Source organism: Bradyrhizobium sp. USDA 3397 (assembly GCF_054060965.1).
Window position 1 is genome coordinate 8,201,070 of the sequence record NZ_JBSSDS010000001.1, and the last position, 15,136, is coordinate 8,216,205.

Sequence of the window (15,136 nt, forward strand, 5' to 3'; positions counted from 1 at the left end):
ATCAAAGCATTGGCGAGGGAGATCAAGATGCGCGTCGGAGTGCCCAAGGAGATCAAGCTGCAGGAATATCGCGTCGGGCTCACCCCAGGTGCGGTCCGCGAATACGTTGCCGCCGGGCACCAGGTGACGGTCGAGAGCGGCGCCGGCAGCGGCATCGGTGCGTCCGACGAGGTGTACCGGCGGGCAGGGGCGTCCATCGCCGAGACCGCTCGCGAGATCTTTGCAAAGTCCGACATGATCGTGAAGGTGAAGGAGCCGCAGAAGAGCGAATGGGCTCAGCTTCGCGAAGGCCAGATCCTCTTTACTTACCTTCATCTTGCACCGGATCCCGAGCAGGCCAAGGGCCTGCTTGCTTCGGGCTGCACCGCAATCGCCTATGAAACCGTCACGGACGCGAGCGGTCACCTCCCGCTGCTCGCCCCGATGAGCGAAGTCGCCGGCCGCCTTGCCATCGAGGCCGCCGGCGCCGCGCTCAAGCGTTCCAGCGGCGGCCGCGGCCTGCTGCTCGGCGGCGTGCCCGGCGTGCAGCCGGCACGCGTCGTCGTGCTCGGCGGCGGCGTGGTCGGAACGCAGGCGGCGCGCATGGCCGCCGGCTTAGGTGCCGAAGTCACCGTGATCGACCGCTCGATCCCGCGCCTGCGCGAACTGGACGATCTGTTTGTTGGACGCGTGCGCACCCGTTTCTCCACCATCGAGGCGGTCGAGGACGAGGTGTTCGCCGCCGACGTCGTGATCGGTGCCGTGCTGGTGCCCGGCGCCAGCGCGCCGAAGCTCGTCACGCGCGCGATGCTGAAATCGATGCGGCCGGGAGCCGTGCTGGTCGACGTCGCGATCGACCAGGGCGGCTGCTTTGAGACCTCGCACCCGACCACCCACGCGGAGCCGACCTACGAGGTCGACGGCGTCGTTCACTATTGCGTCGCCAACATGCCGGGAGCGGTGCCGGTGACCTCGAGCCAGGCCCTGAACAACGCGACGCTGCCGTTCGGCCTGATGCTGGCGAACAAGGGCTTTGCGGCGGTCTTGGAGAATCCGCATCTGCGCAATGGGCTCAACGTGCATCGCGGCCGGGTGACGAACAAGGCGGTGGCGGAGAGTCTGGGGCTGGAGTTTGCGCCGGTAGGGAGCGGACTGGCGGCGTAGCGAGATGGGCCATCGTCGGTGCGGCGCCATCAACCGACTGGAAGATGGCGCTGCCGCCGTGCTCCCGAGCCCCCGGGGAATCCCGACGCGGTGAAGGCGTTGTGACCGGAGCGGCGGTGTCCAAATAGGCGGAAAGAAGAAAACTATTGCCGCGGTCCTGTCAGGAGGAAGGAGTTTCCCCTTCCGAGGGCAAAAACGCCAATCGCTTCCATTGCTGTTTGGAGCCGAAACGACGACATTTCCGCCAGAAACTGGTGGATCGGCAGCCATGGAACGCACTGGATTTGAGCCCTTCGGCGAGCAACTGGCGTCCGCAACGGACACCCAGCCGAAGTCGCGTGCCTCCAAGCTCCTGCTGCGCGCCGGCACCACCCTGTTCTGGTCGCTGGTCGCGGGCATCGTGCTGGCCCGCGCGGCCTTCTTCGAGCCGGGCATCTATGACGGCTTCAGCCGCGTCGCCTCGCTGGCCAAGAACCTCATCTTCTGAGGCCGTTTATTCCGGGCTGAGGACAGAACTTCTCTCGGTCCTGATATGTCGAAAACATATTCCCCAATTGAATTGCGCTGCGTATAAATCTTTCTCCTCCGGGAGAGATTTGTGTCGCAGAATCAAGCATCCAGCCCGGCCGATTCCAAGCCGGCCACCGCCGCGGGCCGTATTGCGGCGCTGATTCCGGGCATCCTCCTCTGCGTTCTCGTGGCCGGTGTGTCGGCCCTGCTCGAGCGGGCCGAACTGGGCATGTTCGAGCACCCCTATGTCGAGGCGCTGGTCATGGCGATCCTGCTCGGCATGGCGGTGCGCAGCTTCTGGAAGCCGGCCCCACGGTGGCAGGCCGGCATCGCCTTCAGCGCCAAGCAACTGCTGGAAGTCGCGGTGATGCTGCTCGGGGCCTCCATCAGCTTTGCCGCGATCGCGGCTTCCGGCATTGCGCTGCTCGCCTCCATCGCCGCGGTCGTCGTGGTCGCGCTCTGCGTCTCCTTCGGCCTCAGCCGGCTACTCGGCCTGTCGACGCGGCTGTCGATCCTGATCGCCTGCGGCAACTCGATCTGCGGCAATTCCGCGATCGCTGCGGTGGCGCCCATCATCGGCGCCAGCAACGACGAGATTGCATCCTCGATCTCCTTTACGGCGATCCTTGGCGTGATGATGGTGCTGGGCCTGCCGCTGCTGATCCCGCTGCTGCAATTGTCCGCAACGCAGTACGGCATTCTCGCCGGGCTCACCGTCTACGCGGTGCCGCAGGTGCTCGCCGCGACGGTGCCGGCAGGTCTCGTCTCAACCCAGATCGGCACGCTGGTGAAGCTGATGCGTGTCCTGATGCTCGGCCCGGTCGTCGTCGGCCTGTCGCTGGTCGCTTCGCGCTGGCAGAGCGATGCCAAGAAAACCAGCGTCGGCTTCTTCCGCCTGGTCCCCTGGTTCATCCTCGGCTTCCTTGCGCTTGCGACCCTGCGCTCGCTGGAGATCGTGCCGGCGACAGTGGTTGGCCCCGTGACGACGATCACGGGCTTTCTGACGGTGGTCTCGATGGCCGCCCTCGGCCTTGGCGTCGACGTGCGCGTGCTCGCCAATGTCGGCGGCCGGGTGACGGCGGCCGTGACGCTGTCGCTGATCCTGCTGCTGGGGATCAGCATCGCGCTGGTGCACTGGTTCAAGTGATAACGGTTGTTGCCGCGAGGGCGAAGCCGCGACGCCTCTGAGAGCCGTCCACAGGTCCTAGCGCGCAAAATACCTCATCAGTTGTCCCTTCTTGTGCTCGACGTATCCGTCCTGCCAGTCGGCGTCCGTTTCCAGGAAGCCCGACCAGCCCTTCTTACCCTTACGTTTGCGCTCGCTCTCGATGGCCCGGAAGCGGTAGTGGTCGTAAACATCGAGGATATGGACTGCATAAGCCTCAGCCAGAGCGCGGTTGCCGCTGACGATCAGCATGTTCTCGTCGTTTGAATAGGAGGCCTTGTAGCCCAGATTGTGGCTGCCGAGGATGACATGACAGTCATCCCGACGGGGATCAATGACGGCCAGCTTGTCATGGATGATTGCTCCAATGGCTCCCTTGGCCGTCAACTGTTCTGCCCCGAAGTCGCCGAGCAGATTGTGGTCGTCAATGCGTGAGGCGCGAACTATCGATATGTTCTTGTCATCAAATGTCGCCGGCGATTCGCCTTCTTCCACGACTTCACCATCCTCGTCCTTCTTCTTGCCGACATAGTTCGGCATCGCCATCGGGCTCGAAACGGCACCACAGATCAGCAGCGAACGATCGTGTAACCCGATGTTGATGACTTCACCGATGATGCAGTCTTTGCCTTTCTGCCCGGGGTAGAAAGCAAGGAATAGAATCGCCTCCTTGGCGCTCCGCATTAACTTGTAGGCATCGGTTAGGTCGGGTGGTGTAGGGGCCGGTTTCGTCTTGGACGTCGGTTTCTTGCGTTGTGGCATATTGGGAGAGAACCAAGCGCGGAGTGTCGTGCCGTTCCCTGCGTCGATCTCTTCGGGTGTAGCATTGTCCTCCCGGAACTTGTCGCCCTGTTGGTTGTCTTTCATCGCCTTTCCGAACGGCCTTGGAAGCTTCAGTTGATCCTTCTTCATACGCTTCCAGTAGTTTAGGTATGACCCGGCGATGGCGTCGTCCTCGATCAGCAGCGCGTTATTCGTCTGTCCGGCGATGCCGGTGGAGGTCCAGTTGGTACTGCCGGTCAGCACGGAACGGTTTCCGCCTCCCGGCGGGACGTGGACGACGAACTTGTTGTGGCCGATGTGAATGGAATTGTTGAACATCCGGTGCTGTACATCGACACCTTCATCAATGAGACGCTTCCGCGCCGGCCTGTTGCGCTCATCCCATTTCTTGTCCTTTCCCGCCGACGTGTTCGATAGGATGACGTGTATACGAGACTTGTTGGCGACGAGAATGTCTTCGAGTTCACGATCTTCCAGTTCATACAGCCCGAGATAGAACCTTCCCTCGCGGTCGAAGAGTTCGCGGATCAGCGGGATGACGTCGCCCGCGAGATATTTGCGATGCGGATCATTGGGGTTTTCCAGCTTGTCTATTAGCTCGTTTGGCTTGATGACGCCGTCATCGAGCAGCACGTTGCGCAACCACTGCGCAGCCAGGATGCCGTTGGTGAAGGTCGAGCGGAATGGACCACGCCTGCTGGTGACATGGATATCATTCGATTCTACCGCGTCCGCGAGATAGCCGAGCGGACGCTTCGGTCCTTCATATGCTTTGACGCGGATCTTGACGGGCTTGCCGTCGGGACCTTTCACCGGGCGGCCCTTCTTGTCCCGCTTGACGATGTCGGCAAAGTCGATCCCGTTCGGCGGAACGGGTTGGAGGCCGGGGCGCAGGTCACCGACAGGCCGAATTTCGTAACGCACCCGAACCTCGTCAGGCCTGCGTGTCGCACCGTCGCGCTTCTTGCGGAGGGTAAGGTCCCTCCAGGCGAGCTTCTGTACCGGCCAGACGCCGGTGTCCTGCGGGATCCAATGGGGATTGCGTTGCCCCTTGAAAGAAACCCAAGCCGCGCATTTGACCCGATCTTCCTTGCCATCGGCGCGTCGCTTCACAACACCGTTTTCGTCCACATAAACACGAGTGACTTCGAAGCCGAGACAATCCTTAATCTTGCCGTCGATATTCCACGCAACGTAAGCGACCTCGTTGTTCGCGTAGCCGCGAACGGAAATGATTTTGCCCATGGCGCAATTCCCTCAACCCGCAAGATACGAAAAGCGTATCTATGGACAAGAATAACCAAAGGTTGTGTGACTTGGGGAGGTTTCCTGTCCTCGTGCGGCAAATTGCCACTTGGTCCTTGCGAAGAGGGCGCCGGCCCGTGAAACGAAGCGGTCGGCGAGTTCAAGTCCGCGTCACATTCCGCCCGAGGCGGTCGCTTCCTCCGGGCAGCGTGGGCGGAAGCAGGAGCGAACCTGCTAAATCACGTCCGCGAGCGAGTGGCCGTGCAGCTCGATGTTCAGCCCCTGCATGCCCAAGTCGTTGATCTCGCCGCCCATCGCCTTCAGGCTCTCTTCGCGGATCAGCGACATCAGCCCGCGGCGGAGCGCCAAGAATTCCGACGACATCATCATCGATTGCTGCCGCGGCCGCTCCAGCGGGATCGGGATCTCCGCCTTGATCGAGCCCGGCCGCGCGGTCATGCAATAGACGCGGTCGGACAGGAAGATGGCTTCGTCAATGTCGTGGGTGACGAACAGCACCGAGATCTTCAGCCGCTGCCACATATTGGTGAGGATCTGCTGCATGATGACGCGCGTCTGCGCGTCGAGCGCGCCGAAGGGCTCGTCCAGCAACAGCACTTTCGGCCCCGTCGCGAGCGCGCGGACGATGCCGACGCGCTGCTTCATGCCGCCGGAGAGCTTTTCCGGATAATGCTTTTCGAACGCTTCGAGTCCCGCAAGCCCCAACAGCGTGCGCGCGGCGCGTTCGCGCTGCGAGCGCGGCATGCCGCGCATCTTCAGGCCGAACTCGACGTTCTCGCGCACGGTCTTCCACGGAAAAAGAGAATATTGCTGAAACACCATGCCACGTTCGGCGCTCGGACCGTTTACCCGCTCGCCGTCGACGGTAACTACACCGGTCGTCGGCTTGAGGAAGCCTGCGACCGCATTGAGCAGCGTCGACTTTCCGCAGCCGGACGGGCCGACGATCGACACGAACTCGCCGGGCCGCACATGGATCTGCGTGTCGGTGACAGCCTGCACCGCGCCCTCGATGGTCTCGTAGGCGAGGGAGAAGTTCTTGACTTCGATGTGGCCTTTTGGGCTGTTCGCTAGCACCTCGCTCATGTCGATCTCCACGGCATCACCAATTGCCCCGTGCCCCGTATCAGCAGGCTCGACCCGAGGCCGAGCACCCCGATTGCGATCATGCCGAGCGCGATGTCGGCATATTGGACCAGCGAATAAGCTTCCCAGGTGAAGTAACCGATGCCGTACTGACCGGAGATCATCTCGGCCGCGATCAGCGACACCCAGGCGACGCCCATGCCGACGGTGAGGCCGGTGAAGATGTGCGGCAGCGAGGCTGGGAAATAGACCTCCCGGAAGATCGAGCGTTCGCGCGCGCCGAGACATTGCGCGGCGCGTACCAGCACGGGGTCGACCAGCGACATGCCGTGCAGGGTATTGACGAGAATCGGGAAGAACGAACCGAGGAAGGTGATGTAGACGATGCTCTGCTCGTTGGTCGGCCACAGCATGATCGCCATCGGCACCCAGGCGATTGCCGGGATCGGCCGCAGCACTTCGGCGACCGGGAAAATCACCTCATGCACCAGCTTGAAGCGCCCCATGATCAGGCCGAGCGGCACGCCGACGATCGCCGCGAGCGAGAATCCGATGAAGATGCGCCGGCAGCTGAGCAGGATGTGCATCAGGAATTTAGGATCGTGAATCGCCTTTATGAAGCTGTCATAGACCGCGAGCGGCGAGGGCACGTTGGTGAAGCGCACGAAGAACACGACCCGATAGGTCGTGAGCAGATGCCAGACCAGCAGAAAGGCGAGCAGCGAAATCACGCCGATTGCCGCCGCGCGCAGACCTGCCCGATTGAGCCGGTACCAACGCAACCCCAGTGTGGCGAAGGAAGGCGGCGTCGAAGGCCGGATGATGGCGGCGGGCGCGGAGCCCGCCTTAGCAAGTGCTGTTGCCGGCATGCTGTCCTCAGGCTGTCTGACGAGGGCGGGGCTGCTCACGTCTTGCCTCCGCCGACGGCGGCCTTCATCGCTTCATCGAAGCCGAGCACCTTGCCGCTGATCTTGGCGGCGTAGGCTCCGGCATCCTTCTTCAGCAGGAACGGGGCGACCTCGCTATTGCCGACCGCGAAGAAGGCCTGATCGGCGAACAGCTTGATGCCCCGAGTGGTATCGAAGACGTAGGCGACGTTGATCTTCTTGCCCTTGGCCTTGTAGTCGGCATAGGCGCTGAGCGTGCAGCTGGCGGACGAGAAGGGCATGATGCCGACACCGTCGACCCAGACTTCGCCCGCCTTGCGCGGATCGGTGATGGGTTTCTTGCAGAAGCTGTCCTCGCCCGAGATCTCATAGTTGTTGGTGCTCGCGAGCTGGGCGTCGTAGTCGAGCTTCATTTCAGCATAGGCCTTGCGGATGTATTTGTCGTCGACCCATTTCTTCGGATCGAACTCCTTCATGCGGCCGAGATTCTGCAGCACCTTGACGTCGGTCGTGGCCGCATCGATCAGCGCCGGCTTGATCGTCGGATCGGTCGTCATATTGCCGCTGGGCCCTAAGAAGATGTAGACGACCTCCTTGTTGATGCCGGTCCATTCCTGGATCTTCTCGGCGGCCAGCTTGGGATCCGCGCGTAGCCACTGATTGGCGGCGATTAGCGCCTTGAAATAGGCGACGACGACCTCGGGATATTTTTCGGCGAAGTCGGTGCGGACCACGATGCCATGGAAGGTCGGCAGGTTCGTTTCGACGCCGTCGAAGATCTTTCGCGCGAAGCCGCGGAACGGCAACAGCTCGGCGAAGGGGACGAAATCGGCGTGCCCGTCGATCTTCTTCTCCTGCAGATTGGTCGAGCCGACCTCCGGGCTCTGGCTGACGAGCTGGAAGAAATCGGACGCATAGCCGCGATCCTGCATCGCTTTCAGCACCATGCCGTGCGCGGCGGAGCCGAAAGGCACGCTGACGAGCTTACCCTTGAGATCGGCGAGGTCGTAATAGGGTGAGTCCTTGTGGACGACGAGGCCGTTGCCCGAGCCGGACAGGCTGTAGGCGGCGATGCCGACGAGGCGGCTCTTGCTCTCCGGATTGCTCTCGAAGGTGAATCCGTTCACGATGAGCGGATAGTCGCCCATCATGCCGATCTGCAGCTTGTTCGCCATCATCGCGTTGGTGACGGGCGGACCGGAGGTGAAGTTCTGCCATTCGAGCTCGAACTTGATGTTGGCGTATTTGCCGTCCTTCGGCAGGTACTTCTCGAGCAGTTGCAATTGGCGGATGACGACGCCTGCGGTGACCGTGTTGGTCGTGGTATCCTGCGTTCCGATGCCGAGCTTGACGGTTTCCGCAGAAGCCGGCTGCGAGACGAGCAGCGCCAGAGACGACATCGCGATCGAGAGCGTGGGAAGATGGCGGGCCATTCTCATCCTCATTCGGTTGGATGTGCTGTGGGTGCCATGATTGGGGGAGGGCGCAGGCAGGGCAAATCCGGAGTGGCCGCCGCAGTCGATTAGTTGCCGGGAAAAGCTGATTGCATACTCCTTGGGCAGTCCTGCATTATAAAGCCGCTTGGCTGTGCACCGGCCATGGTCGCGGGCCCCCTTCAATCCCCCGCCTGGCCGCGCATCTCCTCCAGAATGTCGGTCCGGCAGACCACGATCTGCGAGCGTTTGGTCAGCACGATTCTCTTCTCCTGCATCCGCTTCAGGCTGATCGTGACCCATTGCCTGGTGGCGCCGACCATGTGGGCGATGTCGGCGTGGGTGAAGGCCGCGGCGATCACGGTGCCGTCGGCATCCGCGACGCCGTAGAGCTCGACGAGATGCAGCAAGAGATGGGCGAGACGCTGCGTGATCGAGCGCGTCCCCAGCATCTGGGCCAGCGCCGAATAGCATTTGCCCTTGAACGTCAGGCCTTCGATCAGGCCAATCGCGAGGTTCGGGATCTCTGTAGCAAGGGACCGCAGTTCCTTTCCCGGCAGGTGCACGACGCTGCAATTACTGGAGGCAACGCCGGACCATTGATGCACGGTGCCTTCGAACACTTCGGGACCGCCGACGAAGTTGCCAACATGCCAATAGGCCAGCGTGATCTCGCGTCCGAGTGGCGAGGTGTAGAACACACGGATGCGGCCGCTCTCGATCAGCCAGATGCCGTCATGCTTGCCGCCCTGGCTAAAGAGCGTCTGGCCGCGGTTGAGCACCTTGCGGCGGCCCTGCTTCAGCACCAACTCCCGCTCGCGCGGTGAGAGCTTGTCCATCAACGGTGGTGGACCGCCGATCCATTGCTGGTTCTCGGTGAGCAGGAGCGAGGAGCTGCCGGCAGGCCGTATCGCTGCGGGAACAGCCCCGCGCACCGCATTCGCCGCCTGCAACATCGCCTGCCTCCCGAACGTTCAAATCGTTCTAAAGAGGAGCAATGTCTGTGCCAGATGGGAGCAGTCGCCTCGCGCGGGGAAAATGACAGCGAAGACCGGGTCAACGCCCCGCCAGGTTCAACAGATACGACTTGGGATATATTCCCCGGTTGTGCCCATCCGAAAACGAGATGTTCAGCCCATAGCCGAGATCGCCGATGTCGGTGATCGCAATCCCCGGAAACGCTTTGGGGAAGCGGCCGTCGAAGCGGGCGCGGGTGCAATGGGCGCATTTGCAGGAGAGGCGGAGTGTTTCGGCGGAAACGCTGAGCGCGTCGTCCTGCGTGGTGCGGACCAGGAGCGAAGCGAGATCGGCGCTGGCTTCGTAGCCGGCCACGGTCGGTGCCACCAATGTCATCGTCATGAGGAACCTCTGACTTCATTCTACGTCGAGGCGGGAACGCACGAATAGCAACTAATTGCCGGTGCGGGCGGGATCGCGAGCCTGCTCTTCGAGCAACCCACGCGAAATGTGAAACTAATCCACCGGGAATTTCACTTCCGAATTGCCGGAGTCTCCTCGCTGCGAAACCTTGCGCGTCATCGATGACCTAGGAGAGACGATGAGTGCATTTCAGAAGGAAACGGTTCTGTCGGTCAGGCACTGGACCGATTCCCTGTTCAGCTTCACCGCGACGCGCGATCCCGGTTTCCGCTTCCAGAACGGCCAGTTCGCAATGATTGGTCTGGAGGTCGGGGGTAAGCCGTTGATGCGGGCCTACAGCATGGCCAGTGCCAATCACGAGGAGGCGCTCGAATTCTTCTCGATCAAGGTGCACGACGGCCCGCTGACCTCGCGCCTTCAGAAGATCAGGGAAGGCGATATCATTCTGGTCGGGCGCAAGGCGACTGGCACGCTGATCACCGGCAACCTCATTCCGGGAAAACGCCTGCTGCTGCTCTCAACCGGAACGGGCCTGGCGCCCTTCGCCAGCCTGATCAAGGACCCCGACGTCTATGAGAATTATGAGACCATCGTGCTCGCCCATGGCTGCCGCCAGGTCTCGGAACTCGCCTATGGCGAGCACCTCGTCGAGGGCCTCCGCAATCACGAATTCTTCGGCCCCTTGATCGGCGACAAGCTCGTCTACTACCCGACCGTCACCCGCGAGCCGTTCCGGAATCGCGGCCGCATCACCGACCTGATCGTCTCGAACCAGCTCTTCGAGGATATCGGACAAGCGAGCCTCGACATCGAAACGGACCGCATCATGCTGTGCGGCAGCCCGGCGATGCTCGAGGAACTCCACGCGATGTTCGCGGCGCGCGGCTTCGTCGAGGGCAATCATAGCCAGCCCGGCCATTTCGTCATCGAAAAAGCCTTCGTCGAGCGCTGAGCTACAAATCGCGTCCCAGCGACAACTAATTGCTATCGCGGCGACGCCCCCTGCACAAATCTGACGCAAAGGCGCCGGCTACCGGCGAACCAGGAGCAAGCGATGGCACTAGATCAGATCGTCGACGGACTTTCGGAGGTTTCCTGCGATGTGCTGGTGATCGGCGGCGGCACGGCCGGCCCGATGGCGGCACTGAAGGCGAAGCTGAAGAACCCGAAGGCCAATGTCGTCCTGCTCGAGAAGGCGAACGTCAAGCGCTCCGGCGCGATCTCGATGGGCATGGACGGGCTCAACAACGCCGTCATCCCCGGTTACGCGACGCCGGAGCAGTACACCAAGGAAATCACCATCGCCAATGACGGCATCGTCGACCAGAAGGCGGTCTACAAGTACGCCCAGAACTGCTACAACATCATCGAGGAACTGGACAGCTTCGGCATCCGCTTTCTGAAGAACGAGAACGGTGACTACGCCGTCAAGAAGGTGCACCACATCGGCACCTATGTGCTGCCAATGCCGAACGGCGAGACCGTGAAGAAGGCGCTCTACCGCCAGCTCCGCCGCGCCCGCATCCTGATCTCCAACCGCTACATGGCGACGCGGCTGCTCAAGTCGACCGACGGCCGCATCGCCGGTGCAATCTCCGTCAACACCCGCACGGCCGAGATGCTGGTGATCAAGGCCAAGGCCGTGATCCTCTGCATGGGCGCCGCCGGTCGCCTCGGCCTGCCGACCTCCGGCTATATGTTCGGCACCTACGAGAATGCCGCCAATTCCGGCGACGGCTACGCCATGGCCTATCACGCCGGCGCAGCGCTCGCGAACCTCGAATGCTTCCAGATCAACCCGCTGATCAAGGACTATAACGGCCCGGCCTGCGCCTATGTCGCCGGCCCGTTCGGCGCATATACGGCAAACAACGAAGGCTCGCGCTTCATCGAATGCGACTACTGGTCCGGCCAGATGATGCTGGAGTTCTACAACGAGCTCCTCTCCGGCAAGGGTCCGGTGTTCCTCCAGCTCAAGCATCTCCACCCCGACACGATTTCCGAGATCGAATCCACGCTGCACAAGGTTGAGCGCCCGACGCGCGGCCTGTTCCAGCAGGGGCGCGGGGTCGACTACCGCAGCGAGTCCATCGAGATGCATATCTCCGAGATCGGCTTCTGCTCCGGCCACAGCGCGTCAGGCGTGTTCGTCGACGACAATGCCCGCACCACCGTACCCGGCCTCTATGCCGCCGGCGACATGGCGAGCGTCCCGCACAATTACATGCTCGGCGCCTTCACTAACGGCTCGGTCGCCGGCATCGACGCGATGGAGTTCGCCGACAACCATGATTTCGCGGAATTCGACGCGGCCGACGTCGCCATGGAACGCGACCGCGTGATGGCGCCGACCAAGCGCGAGGACGGCATTCCGCCGAACCAGATCGAGTACAAGACCCGCCGCCTGGTCAACGACTACCTCCAGCCGCCGAAGGTCACGCGCAAATATGAGCTCGGCATGCGGCGGCTCGCCGAAACGCGTGAGGATATGCAGGAGCGCATGATCGCGCGCAACGCGCACGAATTGCTGCGCGCGCTCGAAGTGCAGTCGATCATGGACTGTGCCGACATGGCCGCACACGCTTCGCTCTACCGCGAAGAGAGCCGCTGGGGTCTCTATCACTGGCGGACGGGCTTCCCGGAGAAGGACAACGAGAACTGGTTCTGCCACACGCTGCTGTCCAAGCAGGACGGCAGGATGACCAGCGAGAAGCGCGCAGTCGAGCCCTATGTCGTGCCGATCGCGGACGACGAGAAGGATCTCTACGACAAGCAGCGCATTCGCGCCTCGGCATGACCCACTAAAACATAACCAACAGGAGACATCACATGCCTCTCGCGTCCTATCAGACGTCGGTTCCGGTGGTGGTCGACGACGCCAAATGCATCGCGGACAAGGGCTGCACGGTGTGCGTCGATGTCTGCCCGCTCGACGTGCTGCGGATCAGCGACATGACCAACAAGGCCTACATGGCTTATGACGAGTGCTGGTATTGCATGCCCTGTGAAGCGGATTGTCCGACCGGCGCCGTCACCGTCAACATTCCCTATCTGTTGAGGTGATCATGTCGAGCCCGTTCGAATCCTATGACGATCTCGAGGACGCCGACGAGCGGCTGCAGGCGGCCGATCCCGCCGAACGCCGCGTCGCCATCATTGCACTCGGTCATTCCGGCGATCCCGCCGCGGTCGCACATCTCGCCAAAATGGTCACCGATCCTGATGCCGGTGTGCGCCAGCAAGTCGCGATGGCGCTCGGCGAGTTCGACGGGCCGGAGGCAGCAAGCGCGCTGGTGAAGCTGTTGGTTGATCCCGAGAGGATTGTCGCGGCGGCTGCGGCCGACAGCATGGCTGAATTCAAGGATCCCGCTTGCGCCGACGCGATCCTGCCGCTGGTCAGGCATACCCACGCTTTCGTCCGCATGGGTGCTCTGCGCGCGCTCAAGGAACTGCGCCGCAGGGATACACTCAAACCCGCGCTGGAAGCGCTCCAGGACCCTGACGCCGCCGTGCGTGTGCAGGCGATCGGCGTGATCGGCTTCCTCAAGCTGGAGGAATCCATTCCGGCGCTGACCGCGCTGATCAACGATCCCGATGCCCATGTGCGCCGCGCCGCCGTAAGCGCATTGGCCTTTTCGCAGATGAAGCCGGCGGCGGAGACCATCACCCGCGCGCTGAAGGATGCCGACTGGATGGTCCGCGAGATGGCCGCGGAGACGCTGGGTCTCAACGTGAATGGTGCAATCGCGGCTGATCAGCTCGTCGCTTGCCTCGCGGACGAGTTCTGGCAGGTGCGGCTGAAGGCGATCCGCAGCCTTGGCAAGATGAAGATCGAACGCGCGGTGCGGCCGATCGGCAATTGCGTCAATCACGACCAGGCGAATTTGCGCAAAGAGGCCGCCGCCGCGCTAGGCGAGATCGGCCATCCAGACGGCGAGGCATTCCTGGCCGTGATCGCCGACGATCCTGATCCTGATGTCCGCAAGAATGCGCGCTGGGCGCTGCATCAGATTTCGGCGCGAAAGGCGCGTGCAGGGGCATAATTGCACGGCGCACCGCCGCTCTGGACTTCCAGCGCCAGACGTTTATTGGTCTTCGCTAACGGGAACGGCCGCTGCGAATGCGGCCGTTCCTTAGAACAGCGAGGACGCGGCCATGACGACATTGACTGTAAAGGACCTTCTCCCCGAGGACGGCACGAAGGGGACGCTGGTCGGCCGCGTCTGGCTGCCGCAGGTCAACGGTCCGGCCGTCGTCGCCGTGCGCGGTGATGGCGTGTATGACGTCACAGCAAAATATCCGACCATCAGCGCGCTCTGCGAGACGGACGATCCCGCCAAGGCGCTTGCCGCCACCAAGGGCGAGCGCATCGGTGATCTCGAGGCGATCGTGGCCAACACCCCACCGGACGGGCGCGATCCCCAAAAGCCCTGGCTGCTCGCGCCCGTCGATCTCCAGACGTTGAAGGCCGCCGGCGTCACCTTCGCGATCTCGATGCTGGAACGCGTCATCGAAGAGCGCGCCAAGGGCAACCCGGCTTCGGCCGAAGCGATCCGGAAAGAAGTGACGCGCCTGATTGGCGACGATCTGTCAAAGCTCAAGCCGGGCTCGGATCAGGCGATGCACCTGAAACAGGTGCTGATCGATCAGAACGCCTGGAGCCAATATCTCGAGGTCGGCATCGGTCCGGATGCCGAGGTCTTCACTAAGGCGCCCACCTTGTCGTCGGTCGGCACCGGCATGGATGCCGGCCTGCATCCGAAGTCGACCTGGAACAATCCCGAGCCCGAGCTCGTGTTGTTCGTGTCGAGTCGTGGCAAGATCGTTGGCGGCGCGCTCGGCAACGACGTGAACCTTCGCGACTTCGAGGGCCGCTCGGCGCTGCTGTTGTCGAAGGCCAAGGACAACAACGCGTCCTGCTCGATCGGCCCGCTGCTGCGCCTGTTCGACGACAGTTTCACACTCGACGACGCGCGCAGGCTAGACATCAGCCTGAACGTCACGGGCACGGACGGTTTCGTTCTCGACGGCCATTCCTCGATCAGCAAGATCAGCCGCGATCCGACCGATCTCGTCGCGCAGACCATCGGCAAGGTGCATCAATATCCTGACGGCTTCGTGCTGTTCCTCGGCACCATGTTCGCACCCGTCAAGGATCGCGATGCGCCGGGGCAGGGGTTTACGCACAAGCGCGACGACATTGTCACCATCGCAGCGCCTCAGCTCGGCAAGCTCGTCAACCGCATGCGCACCAGCGACGATTGCGAGCCCTGGACGTTCGGCATCGGCGCACTGATGAAGAACCTGGCGCAGCGGAAGCTGATTTAACGCTGCCGCCCTTCGCCCCAGCAAGCGGGGCGGGGCGCCCCTTCGCCCGCCGAAAGCTGAGGCTCCGTCGCGCAGCCTGTTTTTTTCATCTCCTCGTTGCAATGGCGGAACAATATCGCGCTTAGCGTGTCATAGTTTAGCCGGCCGCCGCCCAC

Annotated in this window: 14 protein-coding genes; 8 read left to right on the top strand and 6 right to left on the bottom strand. The window is 62.4% G+C overall.

The window, feature by feature from the left end; translation table 11 throughout:
• Window positions 1-27 precede the first annotated feature (27 nt).
• The 3 genes from ald (at window position 28) to ACVWYQ_RS38065 (ending at window position 2,800) form a co-directional block, all read left to right on the top strand.
• The gene (ald, locus tag ACVWYQ_RS38055; RefSeq protein ID WP_275509150.1) at window positions 28-1,143 is read left to right on the top strand and encodes an alanine dehydrogenase; all 1,116 of its coding nucleotides are present in this window, start codon (window positions 28-30) and stop codon (window positions 1,141-1,143) included.
• 268 nt (window positions 1,144-1,411) lie between these two features.
• Window positions 1,412-1,630 (top strand): hypothetical protein, encoded by a 219-nt coding sequence (locus tag ACVWYQ_RS38060; protein ID WP_157282533.1) that lies wholly within the window; start codon window positions 1,412-1,414, stop codon window positions 1,628-1,630.
• A 111-nt stretch (window positions 1,631-1,741) separates the two neighbouring features.
• Entirely contained in the window at window positions 1,742-2,800 is a 1,059-nt protein-coding gene (locus ACVWYQ_RS38065; RefSeq protein ID WP_271545143.1) for a YeiH family protein, read from the top strand.
• Between the two features lie 57 nt (window positions 2,801-2,857).
• Here the strand turns inward: ACVWYQ_RS38065 and ACVWYQ_RS38070 are convergent, their stop codons facing one another.
• The 6 genes from ACVWYQ_RS38070 to ACVWYQ_RS38095 all read right to left on the bottom strand — a co-directional run bounded on the left by ACVWYQ_RS38070 (window position 2,858) and on the right by ACVWYQ_RS38095 (window position 9,626).
• On the bottom strand, window positions 2,858-4,846 hold the full coding sequence (locus ACVWYQ_RS38070; protein WP_271545142.1) for a phospholipase D-like domain-containing protein: 1,989 nt from the start codon (window positions 4,844-4,846) through the stop codon (window positions 2,858-2,860).
• 234 nt (window positions 4,847-5,080) lie between these two features.
• A complete protein-coding gene (locus ACVWYQ_RS38075; protein ID WP_036005639.1) occupies window positions 5,081-5,953 on the bottom strand; it encodes an ABC transporter ATP-binding protein in 873 nt (290 codons plus the stop codon).
• Complete coding sequence (locus ACVWYQ_RS38080) at window positions 5,950-6,861, bottom strand: ABC transporter permease (RefSeq protein WP_456727091.1); 912 nt, start codon at window positions 6,859-6,861, stop codon at window positions 5,950-5,952. The genes ACVWYQ_RS38075 and ACVWYQ_RS38080 overlap by 4 nt, the downstream gene beginning before the upstream one ends.
• A complete protein-coding gene (locus ACVWYQ_RS38085) occupies window positions 6,858-8,273 on the bottom strand; it encodes an ABC transporter substrate-binding protein (protein WP_456727092.1) in 1,416 nt (471 codons plus the stop codon). Before ACVWYQ_RS38085 ends, ACVWYQ_RS38080 begins: the two co-directional genes overlap by 4 nt.
• 182 nt (window positions 8,274-8,455) lie before the next feature.
• Window positions 8,456-9,229: a Crp/Fnr family transcriptional regulator gene (locus ACVWYQ_RS38090; RefSeq protein WP_404542243.1), complete on the bottom strand. Its 774-nt coding sequence runs from the start codon at window positions 9,227-9,229 to the stop codon at window positions 8,456-8,458.
• A 100-nt stretch (window positions 9,230-9,329) separates the two neighbouring features.
• The gene (locus ACVWYQ_RS38095) at window positions 9,330-9,626 is read right to left on the bottom strand and encodes a gamma-butyrobetaine hydroxylase-like domain-containing protein (RefSeq protein WP_404546262.1); all 297 of its coding nucleotides are present in this window, start codon (window positions 9,624-9,626) and stop codon (window positions 9,330-9,332) included.
• A gap of 205 nt (window positions 9,627-9,831) precedes the next feature.
• On the opposite strand from ACVWYQ_RS38095, the gene ACVWYQ_RS38100 reads away from it, so the two are divergent.
• The 5 genes from ACVWYQ_RS38100 to ACVWYQ_RS38120 all read left to right on the top strand — a co-directional run bounded on the left by ACVWYQ_RS38100 (window position 9,832) and on the right by ACVWYQ_RS38120 (window position 14,981).
• A complete protein-coding gene (locus tag ACVWYQ_RS38100) occupies window positions 9,832-10,605 on the top strand; it encodes a ferredoxin--NADP reductase (RefSeq protein ID WP_404542240.1) in 774 nt (257 codons plus the stop codon).
• Between the two features lie 102 nt (window positions 10,606-10,707).
• Window positions 10,708-12,450 carry a fumarate reductase/succinate dehydrogenase flavoprotein subunit gene (locus ACVWYQ_RS38105; protein WP_404542237.1) on the top strand — a complete coding sequence of 581 codons (1,743 nt, stop codon included), beginning with the start codon at window positions 10,708-10,710 and terminating at the stop codon, window positions 12,448-12,450.
• A 32-nt stretch (window positions 12,451-12,482) separates the two neighbouring features.
• Window positions 12,483-12,716 (top strand): 4Fe-4S dicluster domain-containing protein, encoded by a 234-nt coding sequence (locus ACVWYQ_RS38110; RefSeq protein WP_007593252.1) that lies wholly within the window; start codon window positions 12,483-12,485, stop codon window positions 12,714-12,716.
• Window positions 12,717-12,718: 2 nt separating this feature from the next.
• Complete coding sequence (locus tag ACVWYQ_RS38115) at window positions 12,719-13,696, top strand: HEAT repeat domain-containing protein (protein ID WP_404542234.1); 978 nt, start codon at window positions 12,719-12,721, stop codon at window positions 13,694-13,696.
• Between the two features lie 112 nt (window positions 13,697-13,808).
• Window positions 13,809-14,981, top strand: coding sequence for a fumarylacetoacetate hydrolase family protein (locus ACVWYQ_RS38120; protein WP_404542232.1), 1,173 nt, complete (start codon window positions 13,809-13,811; stop codon window positions 14,979-14,981).
• Window positions 14,982-15,136: the final 155 nt, after the last annotated feature.